General features: G+C 58.4%; 28 protein-coding genes and 1 riboswitch. Of the genes, 17 read left to right on the forward strand and 11 right to left on the reverse strand.

The window, feature by feature from the left end:
• From tyrS to ACLTXB_RS13030, 3 genes are all read left to right on the forward strand, one after another.
• Positions 1 to 586: tyrosine--tRNA ligase (gene tyrS / locus ACLTXB_RS13020; RefSeq protein ID WP_428227300.1), on the forward strand; the 586-nt coding region annotated here is incomplete at its 5' end.
• A gap of 69 nt (positions 587 to 655) precedes the next feature.
• Positions 656 to 1021 (forward strand): LysE/ArgO family amino acid transporter, encoded by a 366-nt coding sequence (locus ACLTXB_RS13025; RefSeq protein WP_428227301.1) that lies wholly within the window; start codon positions 656 to 658, stop codon positions 1019 to 1021.
• Positions 960 to 1124, forward strand: a complete 165-nt coding sequence (locus tag ACLTXB_RS13030) for a LysE family transporter (protein ID WP_428227302.1) — start codon at positions 960 to 962, stop codon at positions 1122 to 1124. Before ACLTXB_RS13025 ends, ACLTXB_RS13030 begins: the two co-directional genes overlap by 62 nt.
• 56 nt (positions 1125 to 1180) lie before the next feature.
• Here ACLTXB_RS13030 and ACLTXB_RS13035 read toward each other — a convergent pair whose 3' ends face one another.
• From ACLTXB_RS13035 to asd, 5 genes are all read right to left on the reverse strand, one after another.
• The gene (locus ACLTXB_RS13035; RefSeq protein ID WP_428227303.1) at positions 1181 to 1924 is read right to left on the reverse strand and encodes a tRNA threonylcarbamoyladenosine dehydratase; all 744 of its coding nucleotides are present in this window, start codon (positions 1922 to 1924) and stop codon (positions 1181 to 1183) included.
• 54 nt (positions 1925 to 1978) lie between these two features.
• Positions 1979 to 2563 (reverse strand): helix-turn-helix domain-containing protein, encoded by a 585-nt coding sequence (locus ACLTXB_RS13040; RefSeq protein ID WP_428227304.1) that lies wholly within the window; start codon positions 2561 to 2563, stop codon positions 1979 to 1981.
• A gap of 557 nt (positions 2564 to 3120) precedes the next feature.
• On the reverse strand, positions 3121 to 3876 hold the full coding sequence (gene dapB, locus ACLTXB_RS13045) for a 4-hydroxy-tetrahydrodipicolinate reductase (protein WP_428227305.1): 756 nt from the start codon (positions 3874 to 3876) through the stop codon (positions 3121 to 3123).
• Positions 3877 to 3886: 10 nt separating this feature from the next.
• A complete protein-coding gene (gene dapA / locus ACLTXB_RS13050) occupies positions 3887 to 4777 on the reverse strand; it encodes a 4-hydroxy-tetrahydrodipicolinate synthase (protein ID WP_008980869.1) in 891 nt (296 codons plus the stop codon).
• Positions 4778 to 4853: 76 nt separating this feature from the next.
• Positions 4854 to 5942, reverse strand: a complete 1089-nt coding sequence (asd, locus tag ACLTXB_RS13055; RefSeq protein ID WP_428222967.1) for an aspartate-semialdehyde dehydrogenase — start codon at positions 5940 to 5942, stop codon at positions 4854 to 4856.
• 179 nt (positions 5943 to 6121) lie between these two features.
• Positions 6122 to 6307, reverse strand: a riboswitch (Lysine riboswitch).
• Positions 6308 to 6385: 78 nt separating this feature from the next.
• Between asd and ACLTXB_RS13060 the strand changes: the two genes are divergently transcribed.
• The 13 genes from ACLTXB_RS13060 (at position 6386) to ACLTXB_RS13120 (ending at position 18235) form a co-directional block, all read left to right on the forward strand.
• A complete protein-coding gene (locus ACLTXB_RS13060) occupies positions 6386 to 8104 on the forward strand; it encodes a SpoIID/LytB domain-containing protein (RefSeq protein WP_428227306.1) in 1719 nt (572 codons plus the stop codon).
• Between the two features lie 31 nt (positions 8105 to 8135).
• Positions 8136 to 9161 (forward strand): tRNA preQ1(34) S-adenosylmethionine ribosyltransferase-isomerase QueA, encoded by a 1026-nt coding sequence (gene queA, locus ACLTXB_RS13065; protein WP_008980866.1) that lies wholly within the window; start codon positions 8136 to 8138, stop codon positions 9159 to 9161.
• A gap of 16 nt (positions 9162 to 9177) precedes the next feature.
• Entirely contained in the window at positions 9178 to 10317 is a 1140-nt protein-coding gene (gene tgt, locus ACLTXB_RS13070; protein WP_428227307.1) for a tRNA guanosine(34) transglycosylase Tgt, read from the forward strand.
• Between the two features lie 114 nt (positions 10318 to 10431).
• The gene (gene yajC, locus ACLTXB_RS13075) at positions 10432 to 10710 is read left to right on the forward strand and encodes a preprotein translocase subunit YajC (RefSeq protein ID WP_020989669.1); all 279 of its coding nucleotides are present in this window, start codon (positions 10432 to 10434) and stop codon (positions 10708 to 10710) included.
• 74 nt (positions 10711 to 10784) lie between these two features.
• A complete protein-coding gene (locus tag ACLTXB_RS13080; protein WP_428227308.1) occupies positions 10785 to 11210 on the forward strand; it encodes a TIGR04086 family membrane protein in 426 nt (141 codons plus the stop codon).
• 65 nt (positions 11211 to 11275) lie between these two features.
• Entirely contained in the window at positions 11276 to 11416 is a 141-nt protein-coding gene (scfA, locus tag ACLTXB_RS13085) for a six-cysteine ranthipeptide SCIFF (RefSeq protein ID WP_008980862.1), read from the forward strand.
• Between the two features lie 101 nt (positions 11417 to 11517).
• Positions 11518 to 12933, forward strand: coding sequence for a thioether cross-link-forming SCIFF peptide maturase (gene scfB / locus ACLTXB_RS13090; protein WP_428227309.1), 1416 nt, complete (start codon positions 11518 to 11520; stop codon positions 12931 to 12933).
• Positions 12934 to 13233: 300 nt separating this feature from the next.
• Positions 13234 to 13848, forward strand: a complete 615-nt coding sequence (locus ACLTXB_RS13095) for a hypothetical protein (protein ID WP_428227310.1) — start codon at positions 13234 to 13236, stop codon at positions 13846 to 13848.
• 44 nt (positions 13849 to 13892) lie between these two features.
• Positions 13893 to 14774 (forward strand): site-specific tyrosine recombinase XerD, encoded by an 882-nt coding sequence (gene xerD / locus ACLTXB_RS13100; RefSeq protein WP_020989667.1) that lies wholly within the window; start codon positions 13893 to 13895, stop codon positions 14772 to 14774.
• A gap of 117 nt (positions 14775 to 14891) precedes the next feature.
• A complete protein-coding gene (locus tag ACLTXB_RS13105) occupies positions 14892 to 15266 on the forward strand; it encodes a BlaI/MecI/CopY family transcriptional regulator (protein WP_428227311.1) in 375 nt (124 codons plus the stop codon).
• Positions 15263 to 16708: a M56 family metallopeptidase gene (locus ACLTXB_RS13110; RefSeq protein ID WP_428227312.1), complete on the forward strand. Its 1446-nt coding sequence runs from the start codon at positions 15263 to 15265 to the stop codon at positions 16706 to 16708. Before ACLTXB_RS13105 ends, ACLTXB_RS13110 begins: the two co-directional genes overlap by 4 nt.
• Positions 16709 to 16785: 77 nt before the next feature.
• Positions 16786 to 17313, forward strand: a complete 528-nt coding sequence (locus ACLTXB_RS13115) for a hypothetical protein (RefSeq protein WP_428227313.1) — start codon at positions 16786 to 16788, stop codon at positions 17311 to 17313.
• Complete coding sequence (locus ACLTXB_RS13120; protein ID WP_428227314.1) at positions 17306 to 18235, forward strand: M56 family metallopeptidase; 930 nt, start codon at positions 17306 to 17308, stop codon at positions 18233 to 18235. The genes ACLTXB_RS13115 and ACLTXB_RS13120 overlap by 8 nt, the downstream gene beginning before the upstream one ends.
• A gap of 105 nt (positions 18236 to 18340) precedes the next feature.
• On the opposite strand, the gene ACLTXB_RS13125 is transcribed toward ACLTXB_RS13120, so the two are convergent.
• Genes ACLTXB_RS13125 through ACLTXB_RS13135 form a run of 3 tightly spaced genes read right to left on the reverse strand, consistent with a single transcriptional unit; the run spans position 18341 to position 20482 of the window.
• The gene (locus tag ACLTXB_RS13125; RefSeq protein WP_428227315.1) at positions 18341 to 18526 is read right to left on the reverse strand and encodes a hypothetical protein; all 186 of its coding nucleotides are present in this window, start codon (positions 18524 to 18526) and stop codon (positions 18341 to 18343) included.
• Positions 18527 to 18585: 59 nt separating this feature from the next.
• Positions 18586 to 20025: a stalk domain-containing protein gene (locus tag ACLTXB_RS13130; RefSeq protein WP_428227316.1), complete on the reverse strand. Its 1440-nt coding sequence runs from the start codon at positions 20023 to 20025 to the stop codon at positions 18586 to 18588.
• Positions 20009 to 20482: an RNA polymerase sigma factor gene (locus ACLTXB_RS13135; RefSeq protein WP_428227317.1), complete on the reverse strand. Its 474-nt coding sequence runs from the start codon at positions 20480 to 20482 to the stop codon at positions 20009 to 20011. Before ACLTXB_RS13135 ends, ACLTXB_RS13130 begins: the two co-directional genes overlap by 17 nt.
• Positions 20483 to 20749: 267 nt before the next feature.
• On the opposite strand from ACLTXB_RS13135, the gene ACLTXB_RS13140 reads away from it, so the two are divergent.
• Positions 20750 to 21688: a sensor histidine kinase gene (locus ACLTXB_RS13140; RefSeq protein WP_428227318.1), complete on the forward strand. Its 939-nt coding sequence runs from the start codon at positions 20750 to 20752 to the stop codon at positions 21686 to 21688.
• Between the two features lie 62 nt (positions 21689 to 21750).
• Here the strand turns inward: ACLTXB_RS13140 and ACLTXB_RS13145 are convergent, their stop codons facing one another.
• From ACLTXB_RS13145 to ACLTXB_RS13155, 3 genes are all read right to left on the reverse strand, one after another.
• Complete coding sequence (locus ACLTXB_RS13145) at positions 21751 to 22674, reverse strand: carbon-nitrogen hydrolase family protein (protein WP_428227319.1); 924 nt, start codon at positions 22672 to 22674, stop codon at positions 21751 to 21753.
• A gap of 23 nt (positions 22675 to 22697) precedes the next feature.
• On the reverse strand, positions 22698 to 23990 hold the full coding sequence (locus ACLTXB_RS13150; protein ID WP_428227320.1) for a serine dehydratase subunit alpha family protein: 1293 nt from the start codon (positions 23988 to 23990) through the stop codon (positions 22698 to 22700).
• Between the two features lie 80 nt (positions 23991 to 24070).
• A complete protein-coding gene (locus ACLTXB_RS13155) occupies positions 24071 to 24934 on the reverse strand; it encodes an isocitrate lyase/PEP mutase family protein (protein ID WP_428227321.1) in 864 nt (287 codons plus the stop codon).
• Positions 24935 to 24958 lie beyond the last annotated feature (24 nt).

The raw sequence follows: 24958 nt of genomic DNA on the forward strand, positions 1-24958 counted from the left end.
CGCGATGACCATCACTCTGCTGCTCAACTCCGAGGGCAAGAAGATGGGCAAGACTGCCAAGGGCGCCGTGTGGCTGGATCCCAACAAGACCTCTCCTTACGAGTTCTACCAGTACTGGCGCAACGTGGGCGACCAGGACGTGCTCAAGTGCCTGCGTATGCTCACCTTCCTGCCTCTGGAGCAGATCGACGAGATGGACAAGTGGGAGGGCAGCCAGCTCAACACCGCCAAGGAGATCTTGGCCTTTGAGCTCACCAAGCTGGTCCACGGGGAAGAGGAGGCCAAGAAGGCTCAGGACGCGGCCAAGGCCCTATTTGTGGGCGGCGGCGACATGAGCAACGTGCCCACCACCACCTTGACCGCTGAAAACCTCACCGACGGTTCCATTGGCATCCTGGACATGATGGTCACCTGCAAGCTGGCCCCCTCCAAGAAGGAGGCTCGCCGTCTGGTGGAGCAGGGCGGCGTTACCGTCAACGATGAGAAGGTGTCCGACGTAAATACCCGCTACACCGCCGACGACCTGTCCGGCGATGGCATCATGGTCCGCAAGGGCAAGAAGGTCTATCACCGGGTTCAGATGTAAGAACCATAAGAATTCGGGCCGGGGTAAAGCCTCGGCCCTTTCCATATAAAACGATAGGCGGGAACAACAATGGGATATTTTTTTCAGGGATTGACCATGGGGCTTGCCTATGTGGCTCCCATTGGTCTGCAGAATTTGTTTGTGATAAACTCCGCGTTGACCAACACACGCCGCCGTGCCTTGCTTACTGCTTGGATCGTCATTTTCTTTGATGTGACGCTGGCCTTTGCCTGCTTCTTTGGAATCGGCGCGGTGATGGAGCGTTACCAATGGCTGCAGATGGTGATCCTGTGTGTAGGAAGCCTCATTGTGATCTACATCGGCATTTCATGTGACCCTGCCTGCCCAACAGTCCATCCCGTTTATTTCCGGCGTGGGAATTGCATCCTGTCTCTGGTTCACGGGCATCACCCTTGCTATTTCTTTGTTCAGTGACCGCTTCAACGCCAAAACGCTGCGGATAATCAATGTTGTGTGCGGTATAATTATTATTTTCTACGGATGTAAGCTGATGTGGAATTTCATTCAGCTTCTATAAAAAAGAGTGCTGCGGCTTTTCGGCTGCAGCACTCTTTTTTATCAAAAAATTTTGGCTCAAAATCCGCCCAGATCCCGGATGACCGCGCTGGCCGCCACCAGTCCGGCGGCAGCGGGGACGAAGGAAATGGAGCCGGGGGTGGCCCGGCGGGCGGTGGAGCGAGGCCGGGTGTCTGTTCCGGCGGAAGCTTCCTCCTCGGCGGGCTGGAGAGGAGTGAGGGGTTCCTCCGTAGAGTAGACCACCTTCAGGTGAGTGATGCCCCGTTTCCGCAGCTCCTTGCGCATGACCCGGGCCAGGGGACAGCCCTGTGTTTTGCTCAGGTCGGTGACACGGAAGGCTGTGGGATCCAGCTTGTTACCCGAGCCCATTGCACTGAGAATTGGAACTTGTAAAGTGGTACACCTTTCCACTAAATCCAGCTTAGCCGCTACGGTATCGATGCAATCCACCACGTAGTCATACTGGCTCAGATCCACCTGATCGGCGTTTTCCGGCAGGTAAAACATGCGAAATACTTCCACCTGACAAGCGGGGTTGATGTCCAGTACCCGCCGGGCCATTACCTCTGCTTTGGGCTGGCCGATGGTGGAGTGGAGGGCGACAATCTGGCGGTTTAAGTTGCTCTCAGACACGGTGTCGTCGTCATATAGGTGTAAAGTGCCTACGCCTGCGCGTGCTAGAGCCTCAACACAAAATCCGCCAACACCGCCTACGCCAAACACCGCTACTTTGGCGGCGGCCAGACGGGCGAGAGGTTCGTCTCCAACCAAAAGGCGGGTGCGGGAAAACTGGTCTGCCATAGAAAAACTCCTTACAAATGATGTGGTTTTCTTAGTATACCACACTTAGGCCGGTTACACCAGCTGGTAGTAAAGGCCGTGCTGGACGCAGTACCAAAAGAGCTTCCCGTGGCCGATTCGGGGCAGGCGGGTCTGCAGGTCCCACTCCGGGTAGAGCCGCCGCAGGATCAGGGTATCTCCTGTTACCAGGGCGACGAAGGAGACGTAGTGCTCCTTGGTCATGGGGTGGGAGGAGGAGACGAAGTAGTCGTTCTCGATAAGCTCTACATTGAGGCGCTCTTCCTCGGGTGCTTTCACGGCCTCCAGAGGGGCGAGCTTCTTGCCGCAGCAGGTGACAGCCGCGCCCACGGCAGAGGTGAGGATGTTGCCGCAGGTGGGGCAGACATAAAAGTTCAGGTTTTTCATGGTTCCTCCGATTTGTTCATTTTCCAAGAGCTCCCCGGCCAGCAGACCCTCCACCTCCACGCCCAGAGTTTGGGCCAGGCTGGGGAGCAGGGAGACGTCCGGACAGCCCTGGCCGCGCTCCCACTTGGACACCGCCTTGTCACTCACCGTCAGCCGCTGGGCCAGTTCCCGCTGAGTCAGGCCCTGCTGGGTGCGAAGGCTTCGGATTAGAGCACCGATTTTTTCATAGTCCATATAGGTTTCCTCCAGGTAATGAAATTTGTCCGTCTCACACAGCATACCAGAGAATAGCCCGTTTGCCAACCGACGCCCCGTTTACCTACTTTTTTCGAGAAAAAAGTAGGCAAAAAAGCTTTCTGCAAAGCTTCGCTTTGCCTCTCGCACGTAGGCAAGGTAGGTGTATAGTGAAGAGTCAGTCCCTCGCCTATACGCTGCCCTGGCTCCGTTGCACTAGGCGGTGTTTGTGCAGCGCAGTGTCCTTTCGATTTTGCGCATATAGGGCCTAAGGCCCGAGGCAAGAAGGGGAGACGGTCATGGTTTTTGCCGCCGGAAGGTTACTGCTATAAAAACAGGAGGGCATCTCCCTGTAATTGGGGGTCTGGGGGTACAGCGACTATGGACACCCGCCTTTGGCGAGGTGTTCATCGGAGCAGTACCCCCAGGGCATTTTTAGTTCCTTTTTGGGCAAACAAAAAGGAACCCGCCCCGCAGGGCGGAACCCTCCTTATAAATAGTATAATAGAAGAACGGCCATGGGAAAACCATGACCGTTCAATAATCGTAAAGGAAAATTACTTCACAAGATGGCTCATGTCATACAGACCAGGCGCCTGAACCGTAGCCATAAACTTAGCCGCTTCCACCGCGCCCTGGGCGAAGATATCCCGGGACAGGGCGGTGTGCTTGATCTCCATGATCTCGTCATGGCCGGCAAAGATGATCTCGTGCTCGCCAACGATGGTGCCGCCACGGACAGCGGAGATGCCGATCTCTTTCTTATCCCGGGGGTGGCGGACGCTGTGACGCTCAAAGACGTACTCAGTCTCGTGGCCGCAGCTGCTGGCGGCGGCGTCGGCGATCATCAGAGCGGTGCCGGAAGGGGCGTCCACCTTGCGGCGGTGGTGCCGCTCTACAATCTCAATGTCGTAGCTGTCGCCCAGCACAGAGGCGGCCTTCTTCACCAGCTCCAGCAGCACATTGATGCCAAGGGACATGTTGGCAGAGCGGAAGATGGGTACCTTCTGAGCAGCGGCGCCGATCTGGGCCACCTGCTCCGGGGTGTAGCCGGTGGTAGCCAGCACCAGGGGGGTGCCGGTGGCCTGGGCGAAATCCAGCAGGCCATTCAGGGCGGCGGGGGAGGAGAAGTCGATAACGGCGTCTGCCTTGCCGGTAAACTGAGCGGGGGAGGAATAAACGGGGAATTCTCCGTCGTTGGAGCCCAGCACGTCAAAGCCGGCGACCACCTCGACCTGAGGGTCGGCGGCGCACAGGGACTCTACGACCCGGCCCATATGTCCGTTGCAGCCGGAAATGATTATCTTCAGCATGGCGGGCTCCTTACTTCAGCAATCCGGCCCGCTCCATGGCGGCCTTCAGCACAGCCTTGTTCTTCTCGGCCATCTCGCACAGGGGCAGACGCACCGGGCCGGCCTCCATACCCATCATGTTCAGGGCTTCCTTGACGGGGATGGGGTTGACCTCACAGAACAGGGCGTCAATGAGGTCCATGTACTCGATCTGCAGCTTGGAGGCGGCCTCGAAGTCGTTCTCCAGGCACAGATGGCTCATCTTCACCATCAATTCGGGGGCGATGTTGGACACTACGGAAATAACGCCCTTGGCGCCCAGAGCCATCATGGGTACCACCTGATCGTCGTTACCCGACCAGACGTAGAAGTCGTCGGGGCAGATGTGGCGGGTGTGGGCCAGAAGGGAGAAGTTGCCGCTGGCCTCCTTGACGCCGTTGATCTTGGGATTCTCGGAGAGAATCTTGTAGGACTCGGCAGTGAAGGACACGCCGGTACGGCTGGGTACGTTGTAGAGGATGATGGGCAGTTCCACCCGGTCGGCGATGTACTCATAGTGCTTGACCAGACCGGCCTGGGTACACTTATTATAATAGGGAGTGACGTGGAGCAGAGCGTCAGCGCCGGAATCCTGGGCGTGGAGGGAGAGGTAGACGGCGGCGGAGGTGTCGTTGGAACCCGCGCCGGCGATGACCTTCACCCGGTGGTTGACCTTTTCCACGCAGTAGTCCACCGCAGCAATATGCTCTCGGATGGTCATCGTGGCCGACTCACCGGTGGTGCCGCAGACACAGATAGCGTCTACGCCGCCGGCGATCTGGGCCTCAATGAGGCGTCCGAAAGCGTCGTAGTTGATGGTCCCGTTGGCGTCGAAGGGGGTGGCGATGGCGACGCAGGAGCCGGTGAATACGGGAGTCCTCATAAAATCACAACCCTTTCTGGTTAAAATATAAGAAGGGAGGGGAGAGGACCTCTCCCCTCCGGATTAAGACAGTTTCTCAGCGATCCATATAGCCCTCGGCGCACAGCAGCTCGGCCAGAAGGACCGCACCGCCGGCAGCGCCGCGCAGGGTGTTGTGGCTCAGACCCACGAACTTATAGTCGTACTGGGTGTCCTCACGCAGACGGCCCAGGGAGACGGCCATGCCGCCCTCCAGTTCCCGGTCCAGCTTGGCCTGGGGACGGTCGGGCTCCTCGAAGTAGTGCAGGAACTGCTTGGGGGCGGAGGGGAGCTGCAACTCCTGAGCGCGGCCCTGGAAGGCGGCCCAGTCGGCCTTGATCTGCTCGATGGTGGGCTTGCAGCCCTCCTTGAAGGAGACAAACACGGCGGCGGTGTGGCCGTCGGACACGGGCACGCGCAGGCACTGAGCGGTGATGGCGGGACCCTCGGCCTTAACGATCTTGCCGCCTTCCACCTTGCCCCACACCTTCAGGGGCTCCTGCTCGCTCTTCTCTTCCTCGCCGCCGATGTAGGGGATCAGGTTATCCACCATCTCGGGCCAGCGCTCAAAGGTCTTGCCGGCGCCGGAGATAGCCTGGTAGGTGCACACCAGCACCTTGTCGATGCCATACTTCAGCAGGGGATGCAGGGCGGGGGCGTAGGACTGGATGGAGCAGTTGGACTTTACAGCAATGAAGCCGCGCTTGGTGCCTAGACGCTGACGCTGAGAAGCGATGACCTCCAGGTGCTGGGGGTTCATCTCGGGCACCACCATGGGCACGTCGTCGGTCCAGCGGTGGGCGGAGTTGTTGGACACCACGGGGCACTCGGCCTTGGCGTAGCGTTCCTCCAGGGCGCGGATCTCGTCCTTCTTCATATCCACGGCGCAGAACACGAAGTCCACCATGCCGGCGATCTTCTCTACATCAGCGGCGGCGTCCATCACCACGATGTCCTTGGCCTCGGCGGGGATGGGGGTCTTCATGGCCCAGCGGTTGGCTACGGCGTCCTCGTAGCGCTGACCGGCAGAGCGGGGAGAGGCGGCGATGGCAGTGAGCTGGAACCAGGGATGGTTCTCCATCAGGGTGACAAACCGCTGGCCTACCATGCCGGTTCCGCCGATGATACCTACTTTATACTTTTTCATAGCATTCTACCTCCACAACAGCACAGGGTATTCTATGTCCCGCGCGTAAGATAAATGAATTGATCCTGCCCAGATATTGGCCCGGGTAAAAAAATAAATCAGCGGCTTTTCAAGCGGCTGATTTTGTACTATAATGACGACTGTGGTTTGGACGCACCGCAGCCGGCAAAATATTCACAAAAGCAGACAGCGCTCCACCTGGGCAGCCCGCCCAGATGACAGTCACAGGGCTGTTAACCAAGCGACCAGAGCCCCCTTCCTCCGGCAGAAGGGACCCTTCGGCGGCCTTCCCTTTGGACATGGCTCAGACGGGAACCGGCTCCCTAGCCACGCTTACTCATGTCAGCCGCGCCTCTATCTTGCAGAATTTGAATTTATCCTACCATCTTTCCTGGTAGGTGTCAAGGGAGCGCATGGGAAGAATTAGAGAAATGGGGTTTACCATGAAAAGAATATTTATGCAACTTGCCGCAGTGGTTCTGGCTGTGGCCGTGGCGGTGCCTATGGCGGCCCCTGCCCGGGCCGCCCGGAACGATGAACTCACCCTGCGGGTGGGGCTGGCCTACGGCAGTAGCGCCCTGGTCAGCGCCAACCTGGAGAATAACACCGGCTACGGCTCCGGGTACCGTTTTGGATATTACGACAGCGATCTGGACTTTGTGGAGCTGGGCCGCACCAGCTCCAGCGTTACCAAGCTGACCATGGTCAAGGCTCAGAATATCTGGGTCAGCGGCACCAGCTACTCCACCTCTGACAATGGGGGAGAGCTGATTGGCTGCTACCATGTACAGATGCCGGGATCCTATAACAGCTACAATGCCGCCTATTCCGAAGCGTCGGACTACTCCGACGGCTTTGTGGCCTGGATCGACGGAGCGTATCAGGTTCGTGTGGGCGCCTATGAGACCAAGGCGGAGGCCGAAAGCCGGGCCAGCAGTCTGGGCGGCACCGTGGTGGGCACCAGCTCCTATGCCGTCAACGTGACCCAGACCGGCAAGGCGAAGATCCTGTTCCAGTTTGACGGCGGCTCTTCCACAGCCCTTGGTATCATGCCCGACGTCACCGGAGCAGGGGAGACCCGCACCTGGTTCAAGGGTTACCGCTACCCCGGCGGGTTCCGCTATGAGCGGGTAAACGGGGGAAATCTCACCGTGGTGAACATCGTGGACATGGAGGACTACCTTATTGGAGTTGTGCCCTATGAGATGAGCGACAGCTGGCCTCTGGAGGCGCTGAAAGCCCAGGCTGTGTGTGCCCGCAGCTATGCCTACAACTCCCTCAACCACCACAGCAACTACCATTTTGACATCTGCAACGGCACTGACTGCCAGGTCTACTACGGCTATGGCGGCGGAAGTACCTATAACTCCAACGCCGCCCGGGCGGTAGAGGAGACCGCCGGGGTGTATGCCAAGTACAACGGCAAGGTGATCGAGACCTTCTACTCTGCCAGCCACGGCGGAGCCAGCGAGAGTGTGTATAATGTGTGGGGATCTTCTCTGAGCACCTACCCCTATCTGTGCGGTGTGAAGGACCCCTATGAGGCCGACACCGCCTCCATGAATCCGTACTCCTCCTGGACGGTGTCCTACACCACATCGACCCTGACCCAGCGCCTGCAATCCAAGGGGTATGGTACCGGCACTTCGGTGGCTTCCCTGGATCTCACCTACTCCGATCTGGGCAACGTGATCGCCGTCAAGGTGAACTATGCCAACGGGCAGAGCAACACCTTCAAGCCCACCAACATGCGCAGTACCTTCGGCATCAGCTCCATCCGCTTCCAGGTTAACAGTTCTGGCAGCGGAAGTGGAGGGACCTCTGACGGTTCCCTGCCGGTGAATGGCTCCGGGTCTCTGCCCGAGCAGGACAGCTACTACGTCATCAGCGGCAGCGGCACGGTGGGCAAGACCGACCGGGAGGATCTGTATGCCATCTCTGGCAGCGGCAGCGTGGACTCGGTCACCTCGTCCTCCGGCGGCGGCTCCAGCGTGACAGAGGGCAACGTGGTCCATGTTACCGGCAGCAGCTACGTCTTTGAGGGCAGCGGCAACGGCCACCAGATCGGCATGAGCCAGTGGGGCGCCTACGCCATGGCCAAGCGAGGCTTTACTTACGACGAGATCATTACCTTCTATTTCCCCGGCACCACCGTGGGATAAGAATATTTTAGAGAGAAAGGCGAATACCAAATTGAAGACCTCAGATTTTGACTTTTACCTGCCCGAGGAGCTCATCGCCCAGACCCCTCTGGAGCGGCGGGATGCCTCCCGGCTTCTCACCCTGGACAAGCATACCGGGGCAGTGGAGCACCACCATTTCTATGAGCTGCCCCAGTTCCTCCGCCCGGGGGACTGTCTGGTGCTCAACAACTCCCGGGTTATTCCCGCCCGGCTCATCGGCCACCGTCCTACCGGCGGTGTGTGCGAGGTGCTGCTGCTGGTAGACAAGGGGGACAAGTGCTGGGAGTGCCTGGTGCGCCCTGGCCGTAAGCTGAAACCTGGCGCCCAGGTGATCTTCGGCGACGGTACCGAGCTCACCGCCACCATCGAAAAGGAACTGGACGACGGCAAGCGCCTGGTTCGCTTCCACTACGAGGGCATTTTCCTTGAAATTCTGGAACGGCTGGGCAAGATGCCTCTGCCGCCCTACATCAAGGCCGAGCTTCAGGACAACGAGCGGTATCAGACGGTCTACTCCAAAGTGGTAGGCTCCGCCGCTGCCCCCACTGCCGGGCTCCATTTTACCCCGGAACTGCTGGAAAAAGTCCAGGAGATGGGTGTCAAGGTGTGCTACGTTACCCTCCATGTGGGCCTTGGAACCTTCCGTCCGGTCAAGGCGGAGGACATCCAGGACCACGAGATGCATTCGGAGTACTGTATGATCTCCCAGGAGACGGCGGACGTCATCAATGAGACGAAGAAAAACGGCGGTCGGGTCATCTGTGTGGGTACCACCTCCTGCCGTACCATCGAGTCCTTTGCCGCCGAGGACGGCACCATGACCGAGCGTTCCGGCTGGACCAACATCTTCATCTATCCGGGCTACCGCTTCAAGGTGCTGGATGCCCTTATCACCAACTTCCATCTGCCTGAGTCCACCCTCATCATGCTGGTATCCGCTCTGGCAGGCAGGGAGCACGTGCTGGCGGCCTATGAGGAGGCGGTGCGGGAGCGCTACCGTTTCTTCTCCTTCGGCGATGCCATGTTTATCTCATAAATAAAGGAGTTTTTTTGTGTTTGAAATAATCAAGCAGGAGGGCCGCGCCCGCCGGGGCGTGTTTACCTGCCCTCACGGCACGGCCCAGACCCCGGTGTTCATGAACGTAGGCACCCAGGGGGCCATCAAGGGGGCGGTATCTGCCCACGACCTGAAGGACATCGGCTGTCAGATCGAGCTGTCCAACACCTATCATCTCCACCTGCGCCCCGGCGATAAGGTGGTCAAGGAGCTGGGGGGACTTCACAAGTTTATGGACTGGGACGGCCCTATGCTCACCGACAGCGGCGGCTTCCAGGTGTTTTCCCTGGCCTCTCTGCGGAAGATCAAGGAGGAGGGCGTCCATTTCTCCTCCCACATCGACGGGCGGAAGATTTTCATGGGCCCTGAGGAGTCCATGCAGATCCAGTCCAACCTGGGCAGCGACATCGCTATGGCCTTTGACGAGTGCATTGAGAACCCCGCTCCCCGGGAGTACGTGGAGCGCTCCATTGCCCGCACCACCCGGTGGCTGGAGCGGTGCGTCATCGAGCACAAGCGGCTCAATGAGCAGCCTGACTGCGTCAATCCCGGGCAGATGCTCTTCGGCATCAACCAGGGAGGCACCTACCCCGACCTGCGTATCCAGCACATGGAGGATATCGCCAAGTTGGACTGCGACGGCTACGCCATCGGCGGCTTGGCGGTGGGAGAGCCCACCCAGGTGATGTACGACATCATTGACGCTGTGGAGCCCCACATGCCGAAGGACAAGCCCCGCTACCTCATGGGCGTGGGCACACCCTCGAATATTATCGAGGCGGTGGCCCGGGGTGTGGACTTCTTCGACTGCGTCATGCCCGCCCGCAACGCCCGCCACGGTAAGCTCTACACCTGGAAGGGTACCATCAACATCAAAAACGAGAAGTACAAGCTGGACACCCGCCCCATTGACGAGACCTGCACCTGTCCTGCCTGCCAGCACTTCTCCCGGGCCTACCTGCGCCATCTGGTGACGGCGGGGGAGATGCTGGCCATGCGCCTGGCGGTGCTGCACAATCTGCACTTCTATAATGAGCTCATGCAGCGCATCCGGGACAGCCTGGACAACGGCACCTTTGAAGAGTTCCGGGCCACTTACTCCGGTATGCTGGACCGTCCCTGCCAGGAGGGGTAAAAAAACCGGGCAAAATTGGGAAAAGGACTTGTCAACCCAGGGCAAATCCGCTATAATGACACATAACGCGTCAAGCGAACCTGCTTGGAAGAGCAAGATTTTGGAGGGAACAATATGGACTACAGTTGGATTGTAATGCTGGTGCTCATGTTCGCCCTGCTTTACTTCTTTATGATCCGCCCCGAGAATAAGCGGAAGAAGGAAGCCGAGAACCTGCGCAACTCCCTGGCGGTGGGCGATGAGATCACCACCATCGGCGGTATGACCGGCACCGTGTGCGCGGTGAAGGAGAACACCATCGTGTTCGAGACCGGCGCTGACCGCGTGCGCATCGAGATCACCAAGTGGGCCGTCTCCACCAAGAACGGCCAGAGCACTCAGGCTACCCGCTGAGTACTCACCATAGCATAAAGCTGACCCTCCCCGCATAGTCTTCCACCAAGGAAGAACGCGGGGAGGGTTTTACTATGGCTGGAAAACGGGAAAAGAAGCGGGAGGATCCCATGGCGGTATGGCTGAGCACCATGTGTCGCCTGCTCAAAGGCGGTGCTCTGGCGGCGGCAACGGCGGCACTGGGATTGCTGGTGTGCGCACTGCTGGTGTCCGGCGGCGTGGTAGGGGAGAAGCTGATGGGCCGGGGCGTGCTGGCCATCTGTGTGGTGAGCAGCCTGACCGGCGGCTTGTTGGCTGTGCGCCGCCTGGAGCGGGGCACACTGCTGGCTGGCCTGGGGGTGGGAGTCATCCTGTTCTTGCTGCTGCTGACGGCGGGATTTCTCCTCTACGAGGAGGCGTCCCTGTCCAACGGCGGGGTGCCTATTCTGGTTGCATGCTGCTGCGGCGGGGCCATTGCCGGAGTGCTGGGAGGACGGCCCAGGAAAAAACGGAAAAGATAGATTGAAATGTGATTCAAGGTATGGTATAATGTCTTCAAACCTATAAGATTTAGGAGGAGATTCCAATGAAACACATTCAGACTCTCAATGGCGCTACTCTGAAGGCCAGCGCTGCCAAGGGCGGCTGCGGCGAGTGCCAGACCTCTTGCCAGTCCGCCTGCAAGACTTCCTGCACTGTGGCCAACCAGAAGTGCGAGAACCAGTAATATAAAAAGCGGCCTGAAAGGGGCAGGCGTTTGGCCTGCCCCTTTTTATGCCCTGAGCCCCGTGAGGATGGGAGGGGCGGCCATAGAAAGGATTTTGGATCATGGTACATACCTTTACCGCCCTGGGCCAATACCTGGCGGCGGATGTAAACAGCGGCGCGGTCCATGTGCTGGACCGTATGGGCTACGACCTGCTCTCCAAGGTAGAGGGGCCCATGGGGGAGAAGTGTCCCCAGGAGCTGAAGGATCAGCTGTCTCAGTATGAACCCCAGGAGCTGGACGAGCTGTGGGAGGAGCTGCGCGGCCTGCAGGAGCAGGGCCTGCTGTTCTCCAGCGACGACTACATTGATGCGGACAAGGCCATGGCGCTGCCCCGGCAGGCGGTGGTGAAGGCTCTGTGCCTGCATGTGTCCCACGACTGCAACCTGCGGTGTAAGTACTGCTTTGCCTCCACCGGCGACTTCGGCACCGGCCGGAAGATCATGGACTTTGAGACCGCCAAGCGTGCCATCGACTGGGTGGTGGCCAAGTCCGGCAAGCGGCGCAACATCGAGGTGGACTTCTTCGGCGGTGAGCCTCTCATGGCCATGGACACCGTGAAGAAGACCGTAGAGTACGCCCGGTCCCTGGAGAAGGAGCACGACAAGGTGTTCCGCTTCACCATCACCACCAACGGCGTGCTCCTGAACGACGAGAACATCGAGTACATCAACCGGGAGATGTCCAACGTGGTCCTCTCTCTGGACGGCCGTCCCGGCGTCAACGACCACATGCGTCCCACCGTCAACGGAAAAGGAAGCTATGAGGTCATCGTGCCCAAGTTCCAGAAGCTGGTGGCCGGCCGGGGCACCAAGGACTACTACGCCCGTGGCACCTTTACCCGGGAGAATCTGGACTTTGGCGAGGATGTCAAGCACCTGGCCTCTCTGGGCTTCCGCAGCGTGTCGGTGGAACCTGCCAGCGGTCCCCTGGACGATCCCTTCGCCATTAAGGAGGAGGATCTGCCTCAGGTGAAGGCGGAGTATGAGAAGCTGGCTGGGGAGCTCATGGGCCGTAAGGACGTGAACTTCTTCCACTTTAACGTGGATCTCAAGCAGGGCCCCTGTGTTATCAAGCGGTTGCGCGGCTGCGGTGCGGGCTGTGAATATGTTGCCATCACCCCCGACGGAGACATCTACCCCTGTCACCAGTTTGTGGGGAAGGAGGAGTACCGCATGGGCAGCGTGTATGACGGCTCCTTCAACATGGAGATCTCCGGCAAGTTTGCCGACCAGAACATCTATACCCGTCCCGCCTGCCGGGAGTGCTGGGCCCGGTTCTACTGCAGCGGCGGCTGCTCCGCTTCCAACCTGTTGGTCAACGGTGACATAAGCCAGTCCAATGAAGTGGCCTGTGAAATGGAGCGTAAGCGTCTGGAGTGCGCCATTGCCATGAAGGCCATCACTGTAGGCATGGGTGAAAATGGAAATACAAACGGTAATTATACCAACTGTAATCAGTGCGGCGACTGCCAATAATCGGAAAAACCTTGTAATCACAAGCTTTTCAGCTCGAAAAGCGGAATAAAGCCCCAAAATTTCGGCGGAGGTCTGCGACAACGGCCTCCGTCGAAAAAATTTAATTTCCAAAGTAGACATAACGCAGTTTACATAAAAATGTTGCGAAAACGACATTTTTTGAGAAAATGCGGAAAAACACTTGCGTGAATCCTCTGTGAGGGATATATTAAGAATAAGGAAAGAAATGGCCGCAAACGCGGGACGCGCAGTCTATTTTTTTTGGCCCGCTCATAGGCTGAAACCAGAGAGGTGACAGCCATGAAGCGACGGGACATGATCGTTGATTTTCCACGGCCCCTGGTTCCCCTGGCCGCATTGAGCGCCTGTTTTCTTTTGGGCGGGGCTCTGGGCGCCGTTTTTGGGGGACTGATGAGTGAGACCAGCGCCCAGGAATTGGCCGACTATCTCAGCACCTATTTCACCCTGGCCCGGGAGGGCGGTGTGACAGTGGAGTTCTGGTCGGTAGCCTGGGAGCAGTTTCGTCTGTTAATAGCAGTCATTTTGTTGGGCCTTACTGCTCTGGGCGCAGCAGGTATCCCGTTGCTGTTCGGCGTGCGGGGGTTTTTGCTGGCGTTCTCTGTGTCGGGGCTGTGCCGGGTGTTTGGCGCTGCGGGGCTGGTACCGGCGCTGTTCCTGTTTGGCCTGCCGGCGTTCTTCTGGGCTCCTATCCTGTTCCTGACGGGAGGGCAGTGTCTGAACGGCGCCTGGGTACTGCTGCGGCGCCTGCTGTTGGAGAGCCGGGAACCATTGCCCTTTACCTCCGCTTACTGGGGGAGACTGGGGCTGTGGGCTGCGGCAATGATGGTGTGTGTGATGCTGGAGTATCTGGCCGCGCCGGTGCTTTTAAGCGCGGCGGCCAAGCTTGTGTTGTAGTGTGTTGTTTGAGAATTGAACGCGTTTGAGAGGGAGTTGTGCTTGTGTCTGAACTGCTGCACCTGTTTGAGGAGTATTTGACCACGGAGAAAAAGGCGTCGGCCAACACGGTGAGTTCCTATCTGCGGGACATGCACCAGTTTGAGACGGCCATGGCGGAGCAGGACCTGGAGCTGACGGAACTGGCGGTCCAGGATGTGGAGCTCTACGTGGACGGCTTGACCCGGAAGGGAAAGTCCGCCGCCACCGTAACCCGGTCGATTGCCTCCATCAAGTCCTTTTATAACTGCATGATTGCCTTGGGGATCATGGACCGCAATCCGGCCAAGGATGTGGTGGCCGCCAAGGTAGAGCGCAAACTGCCTCAGATCCTCACCGGCAAGGAAGTGGAACTGTTTCTGGAGCAGCCCGACTGTTCCGACCTGAAGGGCTTCCGGGACCGGGCTATGCTGGAGCTGCTCTATGCCACCGGAATCCGGGTCAGCGAGCTCATCGCCCTGGATGTGGACGACCTGAATCTGCCCGCCGGGGTGCTCCACTGCGAAAGCAAGGGGCGGGAGCGAATCATCCCCCTGTACCACACCGCGATCCGGGCGCTCAGCGACTACATAACTCAGGTCCGGCCTCAGCTGGTGGAATCGCCGGAGGAGACCGCTCTGTTTGTCAACATGAGCGGTGAGCGGATGAGCCGTCAGGGCTTCTGGAAGCTCATCAAGCACTACCAGGAGAAGGCGGGGATCCAGAAGGACATTACTCCCCATACGCTGCGCCACTCCTTTGCCGCCCACCTGCTGGAGAACGGTGCGGATCTGCGCTCCATCCAGGAAATGCTGGGCCACGCGGATATCTCCTCCACCCAGATCTACTCCCGGCTGGTCAGCCAGAAGCTCAAGGACGTGTACCACAAGGCACACCCCAGAGCGTAACCAAACACAGACAGCAACCCCCGGCTTTGAAAAAAGCCGGGGGTTTTCTCTTGACAAGTTCATTCTACAAGCGTAGAATACAATTAGATTCTACAAATGTAGAAAGGAGGCGTGACCATGGATACCACGCGCAGATTGCCCGATGGGGAGCTGGCGGTGATGCAGGCCCTGTGGGACCTGGAGCCGCCGGTAACCAGCGGGGAGCTCCAGCAGCAGCTGAAGGAGAGCCACCCCATGGCGCTGACTACCCTGCTTACGGTGCTCACCCGGCTTGCAGACAAGAAGTTTGTGAAGATCGAGAAGGAGGGCCGCAGCAGCCGGTACTTCCCGCTCATCACGCGGGAAAGCTACCTGGCGGGCCAGAGCCGGCGGTTTCTGGACCAGCTGTGCGGAGGCAGTCTCTCCGCCTTCGCGGCGGCCCTGTGTGACAGCGGCCTGACCCGGGAGGAGTTGGACGAGCTGCGGGACCTGCTGGAGAGGGGGACGCTATGAGCGACCGCATGTGGATTGTGCTGATGGCTCTGTGTATTGGCGTAGTTACTGGCCTGGATGTACTTGCCTATGCGCGAAAGGGCGTGCGGCGGGACTGGGTTCGGGACACCCCCAGAAACGGGGGATGGAATCTCCCAATGATCATCGTATTCTTGCTGTCTTTGTCTTTGTTTACGGGACTGGCGGGAGATTGGAGCGCTTCGTTTCGTGTATTTGGTTGGCTGTCAGTGATATTTCTTCAAATCAGCTTATATTTTCTCCTGCTGGCCCTGACTCTGCCTCTGCTGCGCCGGTATTTCCGGGCAGAGACCTGCGCCATACTGTGGATCGTGCCCAATTACCTTTATATGGGGGTATTTAATCAGGCACTCCTTGCGCACCCCCGATGGATCATTCCCTTGCCGATCAAGTTTATCCAGGGAGTGGCCCTGATTTGGCTGGCGGGTGTGGTTGGTGTACTGGGCTGGAAGATCCTGTCCCATCTGCGTTTCCGCCGGTGGCTGCTCCAAGGGGCAGAGAAGGTCACCGATCCGGAGGTGCTGGCCGCATGGCAAGGAGAATTGCTTCAGGTGGGGGAGAAGGAGTCGGAGTATATTCTGGTGACTTCCCCCCAGGTGACCACGCCTATGACCATCGGCCTGTTTTCCAAAAGTGTGCGGATGGTACTGCCCCGGCGGCACTATACCCCGGAGGAGCTGAAGCTCATTTTCCGCCACGAACTGGTGCATATTGGACGCAGGGATGCCTGGAGCAAATTCTTTCTGGTGTTCTGCACCGCTCTGTGCTGGTTTAACCCCCTCATGTGGCTGGCCATGAAGAAAAGCTCGGAGGATCTGGAGCTTAGCTGTGACGAGGCGGTGGTGGTATCTCTGAATGAGGGAGAGCGGCGGTGGTACGCCGATCTCATCCTGCGCACGGCGGGAGACGGGCGGGGCTTTACCACCTGCTTGTCGGCTTCGGCCTCTGCCTTGCGTTACCGGCTGAAAAATGTTGTCCGCCCGGCCCGAAAGCATGTCGGCGCCCTGTTTGTGGGGGTTGTAGCGTCTCTGCTATTTCTCACCTGCGGTCAGGTGGGTCTTGCCTACGGTATGGGCACAGGGGAAGCATACATTTATCAGAACGAGGCCGAGAGCATCTCTTTGGCCAAAGTGACGCAAACCAAAGAAGAAGCACGTAAGGTGATCCAATGCCGGGACGAGGAGGCGCTGACAGACTATTTATCTTCCTTGACCCTGTATCAGGCAGTGGGAACCTATGACTGTGACAGCGAGGAGGAGCAGCTTTCCCTGACCTACAATACCTCCCAGGGCACCCTGGGCGTGATTTTGTGGGAGAACTATGTAAGAGTGATGCCGTCCTGGGAAAAGGACCTGAAGGAACAGGATTATTACGTGTCCGGCGGACTGGACTGGGAGAAGCTGGACGGGCTGTTTAACTGGTAGCAAGGCGGGATGGCCAACGGCTGAAGGAGACCGGTTATGAATCTCACATACCGCTTGGAGAAGGGGGTGCTGTGAATATGTTGCGCATTATGATTGCGTTCATCTTGGGCGGGACCTTTGCCTGGATGACCTTTTCCCGTCCAGAGGAAGCTGAAGATCCGGAGGGGAAAGGACCGCGGTATCGGCCCTACCTGAACGGGTGGCTGATGTCGGGCTATATGACTACCCTCCTGGTGGGCTCGCTGATAGTGAGCGGATGGCGCGGATGGGATGAGGTGAGCTGGGGCGTTATCACCTGGATCTTGGTGGCCTTTCTCCACATAAGTCTATATTTTATCCTGCTGTTACTGGCCCAGCCCCTCCTGCGCCGGTATCTCCGGGCGGGAAGCTGCGCTCTGCTGTGGCTCACGCCAAACTACCTCTACTTGGCCATGAACTCCAGCATGATAACTCCGCCCAAGTGGGTGATCTCCCTGCCCCAGGGGTTGGTGGAGAGGTTGGCAGCGGTATGGCTGGCGGGCGCGCTGGTGGTGCTGGGATGGAAGATTTTCTCCCATCTCCGGTTCCGCCGGTGGCTGCTCCGGGGGGGCGGAGGAGGTGTCTGACCCGGCGGTGCTGGCGGTGTGGCAGGCGGAAGTAGACCGGGCGCGGGAGAAAAAGCCCAAGTTTCGCCTGGTGACCTCACCTCAGGCCTCCACGCCCATTACCATCGGCCTGTTTTTCAAAAGCGTGCGGGTGGTGCTGCCCCAACGGCACTACACCCCGGAGGAGCTGAAGCTCATCTTCCGCCACGAACTGGTGCATATTGGCCGGGAGGATGCCTGGAACAAGTTCTTTGTTACATTTTGCATTGCCATGTGCTGGTTTAACCCCTTCATGTGGCTGGCCATGGGGCGAAGCTCGGAAGACCTGGAGCTCAGCTGCGACGAGACGGTGCTGAGCAGTCTGGGGGAGGGGGAGCGGCGGCAGTACGCCGAACTTATCCTGCGTACCGCAGGAGACGGTCGGGGCTTTACCACCTGTCTGTCCGCCTCGGCCTCGGCCCTGCGCTACCGGCTCAAGAGCATTGTCAAGCCGGGCAAAAAGATCTCTGGCGCTCTGCTGGTGGGAGTGGCCTTTATCCTGCTGTTTGTCTCCTTTGGGCAGATCAGCTTGGCCTACGAGGCGGGCACAGGGGAGAGCGCCATCTATCGTGGGATGGTTCATGAGGTTTCCCTGCGGCAGGTCCGGCGGGATGAGAACGGCAGGTTCCGGGAGGAACTGGAGTGCCGGGATGAGGGGGCCCTGACCGACTACCTGACCTCTCTGCCTCTGTCGGAAATAGTGGATGGCGGCGACGATTTCTATGGGCAAACGGGGGAGCAGATCGTCCTGCTGTACGATGCCCCGGAGGATATCCTGTCCGTGATACTGTGGGACGACTACATCAAGGTGGTGCCCTTCTGGGAGAACCGTGCGTACTATTACCATGTGTCCGGTGGGCTGGACTGGGGAAAGCTGGACCAGCTGCTGGGAGAGCCCGCTTAAACCGGTGTGCATCCGGAATTCAAAAGAAGACCACCCGCTGGGCGGGTGGTCTTCTGGTATATAATAAACATCCGGCCGCCTCGATACAGGCGGCCGGATGTGTTTTTATAGTGCGGCGCTGGGCAAGTGCTCCACAAAGCCCTGAATCTGGGCGTGGGAGGTCAGCTGGGACAGCTGATCCAGGATGGCCTGGCGTTGTTGGGGAGTGCAGCTGTCATAGAAGCGGGAAGACTGGGGGTACTGCCGCAGCAGAGCTCCAAAGGACTCCATCTGATGGGTTGTTTGATCCATGGTATCACCTCGGCCTTAGTATGCCGGGAAAGAGAAAATTCTATCCACTCTTGGGCAGGTTACGGAATTACCAGCATCATGCCGGCCAGATTGCCGTTAGTATCTTTCAAGGGTGGGTAATCCAAAGACCAATGATCCAGTACATTGACCGGCACGGTAAGCACGCCGTCCTCCAGGGAGATATACTGGGGATAAACTTTATAGTCCGAGTCTGGGGAAATTGGGTCTGAGCGAACTTCATAGCTTAGCTCCACCGTCTCGCCGTTTACCTGGTAGCAGCTCTCTCCCACCGTCATGGTGAGAGTAACTCCGCGGTAGGTAGCGGTGGCAGTTTGCGTAGATTCGTCCCATCGATAGTCCGCCCCCAGCTTTTGGCACAGCTCTTCCACCGGGAAGCGGAAGAGATGGTTTTCCCCCGGAATGATTTCAGTACAGGTGAAGGGATAGAGATTTTCGGGCACATCGGCAGGGGAGGGGGCAGAGCCGTCCAGGGGGAACTCCACATCGCCCAAGATGATGGAAGCCACTTGGTCCACGTCCACCGGGGTGTCGGTCTGGTAATGTACTCGGTACAATGGATCGGCAAGGTCCTTGATGCGGCTGGCATGGTCCAAAAAGGTATAGCCCAGTTGCATCCGGGTCAAGATTTGTCCATCCTTCATGCGGAAGAAGATTGCGGCAGGATTATCGGCATCTCGCTGCTCATCCCAGTAGGTCCCTACATAGGCGATACTAGTGGGTGAGAGCTCCAGGGACTGGACAAATACCGTCAGCCCACCCGGATATTCCGGCTGTACATCCCGGTCAATGGTGAGCTGGATGGTCTCCATGGCTGTGTCCGTGGGGATCTCGACCGCGTATTCTTTGCCCATAAAGCCCAACCAGAAAAGAACCGGGCCGGTGCCCATCTTGTGGTCGGCATCCATGAGGGAGATCTTCACCTGCCAGGAACGGCTGGTATCCGATGGGGCGGTGAGTCCCTGGTATTGGATACCGGAAACGTTGGTTCCACTGTCCGCAAAGGCTGCCCAGAAGGTGTCCGGACCGGCGGAGCCATTGGCCATCAAAGAATCCACCATCTCCTGGCCCCAAACCTCACGGTGGCTCTCGGCAATGACTTGATTGCTTTTCAGGTCCTCCACGGCCTGGTCGTTCAGCCCCTCCACGGTGATGACCGCATAGAGAGTTTGGCTGTCACACACAGCGCTGTCCACCGTCAGCCGGTAGTCCTGATTTTCCGCGCTGCCTACGGCGGTCTGGACATAGGGCTCCACCTGGCTGGTGTCGCCGTGGAAGAATGCCTCCAGTACGCCGGAGCGGTAGGCCACAGCAAAGGCACTTCCGGTCATGAGTACCGCCGCGGCGGCCAGTGCGGCCCCAATCCGCCAGTTTCGCTTTTTCGGCTGCTTTGCCCGGGATTCCAGGGCCGTTAAAATCCGCTGCTCTGCCTGAGGGGGGAGATGGAGCTGATCCATGGCCCGATTATAGTCCTGTTTCATAGTATCCCTCCTGTTCCAAAGTTGCCTTCAGGTTCTTCCTGGCCCGATGCAGACGGGTGGTTACTGCGCTCTGGCTGGTGTGCAGCATCTGGCCGATTTCTTCGGTGGAGAACCCTTCGTAATAAAAAAGATAGAGTACCGCCCGGTCTGTGGGCCTCTGCTTCATCACATGGGTCAGCAGAGGGGTATATTCCGGTGCAGCTACCGCCAACGCCTCATCCAGGGAGACGGTGGAACGCCGGCAAAGCCTGCGGTGCAGGCTGCGGCATTCGTTGGCCGTCACCTGGAGCAGCCAGGCCCGCTCCTTTCCCGGCACCAGCTCCGACTGTTTTTCCATCAGCTTGAGAAATACCGTCTGAGTTACGTCCTCCGCATCCGCAGCGGAACCGGTCAAGGACAGGGCCAGCCGGTAGACGGCATCTTTATATTGATGGAACAGCCGCAGAATCTCTTCCATGTTCTGCGCTCCTTTCCTCATTTTGAGATCTCACTTATATAACGCGCCGGCGGGCCGGTTTGTCACAGGAAGAAAGATGATTTTCTGATGTTCATTATACTGCGCGGAACGAGACGTGGAAATCCGGACAGCAGAAACGCGGGGAAATAGAGCTTGACCGCCGGCACAGACCTTGGCATACTATACTCGTTGAAAAAACAGCCCGGCGGAAGGACCGGGCGTGGTATAACGGGGTGTGCCCACTGGGGACACCGGGGAGGCAGAACGATGAATGGATATGTTGCAGCGGGAGCCGTATTGCTGATTTTGCTGGCGGCAGCTCTGCTGAGCCGATGGCGCACCGAGTGTACCATCAAGCGGCTGGATGAGATGCTCACCGACGCCATGGAGGGACGGTTCTCTGAGACCAACTTTGACGAGAGCCGTCTGTCCGCGCTGGAGTGCCGTCTTGGGCGGTATCTGGCGGCCAGTGACCTGTCAGCCAGGAATTTGCAGGAACAGAAAGATCAGATCAGTGCTCTGATCTCCGATATTTCCCACCAGACCAAAACTCCGGTAGCCAACTTGCAACTGTATGCTCAGCTGCTGGAGGAGCAGCCCCTCACCCCGCAGGGAAAGGACTGCGCCAAGGCCATCTCGGTCCAGGCAGAGAAGCTCCAGAACCTGATCGAGGCGCTGGTAAAGGCGTCCCGACTGGAGACGGGCATCCTGGTACTCCACCCCCAAAACGATGAACTGGGGCCGGTGGTTGCCCGGGCGGCGGCCCAGTATGCTCCCAAGGCTTGGGACAAGGAAGTTTCCCTTACCGTGGTTCAGGGGGAGGGCCAGGCGGTTTTTGACGCGAAGTGGACGGAGGAGGCTCTGTGCAACCTGTTGGACAACGCCGTCAAGTACACCCCGTCCGGCGGCTCCATACGGGTGGAGGTTCAGAACTACGAGCTCTTTTCCGCGATCCAGGTCTCAGATACCGGTCCCGGCATCCCGGAACAGGAACAGGCTGAAATCTTTGGCCGTTTCTGCCGTGCCTCCGGGGCGTATCAGCAGGATGGGGTGGGCATCGGGCTCTACCTGACCCGGCAGATCGCCCAGCACCAGGGCGGCTATGTAAAGGTGGAGAGCGTTCTGGGAAAGGGAAGCACGTTCTCGCTGTACCTGCCCCGGGAAAAGCCGAAGAAAAAGAGTGTCGGAGCACGAAACCAGAGATAAAAAAGAAGGAGCGTTCTCTCTGCACAGGCAGAGAGGACGCTCCTTCTATATTTGTGCTGTGTTTATTGATCCAAAACGGAGAGTTTCAGAACATCCGGACGGGCATAGTGGCCGCAGGGATCAAATTCCATCCGGCTCATAGGCACTGCGGACATATCCAGCTGGGCCAGGATGATCTCCTCCTTATCCCACACAGGCTGGGTCACATAGTGGCCATAGGGGTCAACGACACAGCTTCCGCCGCGGCAAACCACTTCATCCAGGACGTCGATATGCTCCAGAGGAGAGAGATTTTTGGGGTACATGTCCCGGGTGAAGTACATGTTGCAGTTGATAAAGTAGCATCGTCCCTCCAACGCAATATGGCGGATGGTGCTCTGCCACTCTTCGTTATCATTGGTATTGGGGGAGATGTAAAGGGTCACGCCCTTTTGGGACAAAGCCACACGGGCCAGCGGCATGTAGCTCTCCCAACAGATCATGCTTCCGATGGGACCCCAGGGCGAGTCGGTAACAGGGAAGAAATTCCGGTCGGCATCGCCCCACACGACCCGCTCCGCGCCGGTTGGTTTCAGTTTGCGGTGTACGGCATCCAGCCGTCCGTCCGGGGTAAAGACAAGATTGGTGTTGTAGAGCGTTCCGGTCATCCCATCCCGCTCGGAAACGCCGATGCTCACGTAGACGCCGTGCTGTTTGGCGGCTTGAGCGAGCCGGTCGGTCTCTTCCCCGGGGACAACAATGGAATTGTCGTAGTAAGCCTTCCAGTCCTGTCTGCCTGCTTCCTCCCGGTGGCCCACGGTAAAGCCGTAGGTCATCCCATAGGGGTAACCGGGGATGAAAAGCTCCGGAAATACGATGAGCTCGGCTCCCATTTCAGCGGCCTTTGCGATCAGATCCAAGGCTTTTTCCACGCAGGACTGCCGCTGAAACATAACAGGCGCAGCCTGAACCACGGCAAGTTTACAGGTCTCTTTCAAATCTTTCATGCGGTTGCTCCTTTCAAGTCGCTTCAGGGACAGCTTAAGTCGGTTTCCCCGGTCATCAGGTGTAAGATCACCCGGTCCGTGTCACGCATACCTTCCCGTGCCGCATAGCCAAAGTTTTGAATGGTGGCCTCGGGAGAGGCGTCCACCAAGCCCTCCCCGGCGGGGAAGCGATAACCCTGATGCACCAGATCCAGAGACAGCCACGCGCTTTGCAGTCCTGCGGCAATTTTGGCCGCACAGCTGGCCTTGGCCCCATCGCAGAGAATGCCGCCTGCAATGGCCAGCGTGTTGGTGAGGCACCAGGCGACCTCTTGTTCCGAGCACCCCTGGAGCCAGGCAATGGCTGCTCCCGCCGCGCTGGCCGCGCTGATGGCGCCACAGCAGGCAGAGAGCTTCCCGATGTATTTCTTTTGGTGAATAGCCAGAAGGTTGCTTACGGCCAGGGCACAGAAGAGCTGCTCCTCGCTGCAATTCTGGCTGCGTGCATAGGCGATCACAGGGACAGAGACGGTGATGCCCTGGTTGCCGCTGCCGGAGTTGATGACCACCGGCAGGGCACAGCCGTTCATGCGGGCGTCTGAGCCTGCCGCTGCAGCGGCGCAGCAAGAGATACGCCAGTCCGAGGCATTTCCGGACTGACACAGGGTGCGTCCCACACTGGCGCCGTACGGTCGGGAAAGGCCCTCTTGGGCAATGGCCCAGTTGCAGTCGCACTGCTGCAGCAGCTGCTGCTTCAAATAGGGGAGGGACTCTGTCTCAGCATACTCCAAAATACTGTGGACGTCCAGGTACTGCTGTGCCAGGGCGCTGGTATCCTGCTGAGGGTCGGGCTCCTTTTTATAGAGGACCTGGCCGTTTTTCTCTTTTTTTACCAGGTTGGTGTGGGAATCCTGAATTGCGACCACGGCGGTATCCGGACCGGCAGAAGCGGTGATCTCAATGTAGAGATTGGGTACGCCTTCGGCAAGAAAGTATTGACACATCCCCTGGCGGCGCAGTTCCATAGCCTGCTCCAGTTCGCTGGGGCCGATCACACTGAGTACCTCCAGTTCCAGGTCGCTCCGGCCGCTGACCGCACCCAGAATGGCGGCAGTATCAATGCCTTTTTCACCGCCGGAATTGGGGACGGTGGCCCCCTTTACATTTTTTATAATGTTTCCGCTGCACCGCACCGTAAGCTGCTGGGGAAAGACGCCAAGCAATTCCCGGGCAAGGGCTGCGGTGTAGGCCACGGCAATGGGCTCGGTGCAGCCCATGGCCGGGCGCAGCTCATCTTCTAAAATTTTGCGGATAGCCTGAACTTGGATCGGTTCCATAATGCTCTCCTTTAAGCTGGTGTGTAAAATGGGAATAAAAATGCCCCGCTCATGCTGACGCGGGGCGTGAAAATCAGAGATCACTCCTGATACAGAGGCAGGTAGGTATCGGTCAAATCCTGCAGACCCATGTCGTTCATCAGCTGTTTGATGCTGTACATGGAATCAACGTATCCAAGGGTGGAGCCCGTTTCGTGGATGGTGCGGAAGAGATTGCAGTAGGCCTGGGCCGCCGCTGTGACCGAGGCAACGGGATAAAGGCCAATGCGGTAGTTCAGCGCCTTGATCTGCTCAAGGGGAATTTTGGCACAGGCACCCTTCTCGTTCATATTGATCAGCAGAGGAATCTTAGCCTGAGCCGCCACCTGCTGGGCCTCCTCGTAAGACTTCAGACCGTCCACATAGGCGTAATCGGCGCCCAGCTCCGCGGCCCGGTTGATACGCCAGATGGCCTTGTCCAGATCATCGGTGATATTGGCGATGGTGCGGAACAGGATCACAAATTCGGGGGAGACTGCCTTGCGGATGGCGATAAGTTTGGGCTCCACATAGCGCCACTCATTGCACTCCTTGGAGGTGCAGGGGATGCTTTGGGGAAGCACCTGATCGTCCACCTGGATGCCTGCCACGCCGATGGTTTCAAAGGCGCGGGCGGTGTCAGCGGCGTGGATGGCGTTGCCAAAGCCGTTGTCGCCGTCAGAGAGAATGGGAATATTGACCGAATCTACGATGCGGCGCAGGGTATGAACTGCCTCGGTCAGATTGAAAAATCCAATGTCCGGCTTGCCCAGAGTGGCCATGGAAAATGCGCCGCCGGAGAAGAAAGCGGCCTGAAAACCTGCGTTTTCCGCCATTTTTGCGCTCAGACAGTCGTAAATGCCCGGCATCATCAGGTAGCTCTGCTGCTGCAAAGCCTGGCGAAGCTTCTGTGCATTTTGGTTCATGATAGACTACCTCCTTTGATAGCG

Source organism: Flintibacter sp. (genome assembly GCF_046973065.1).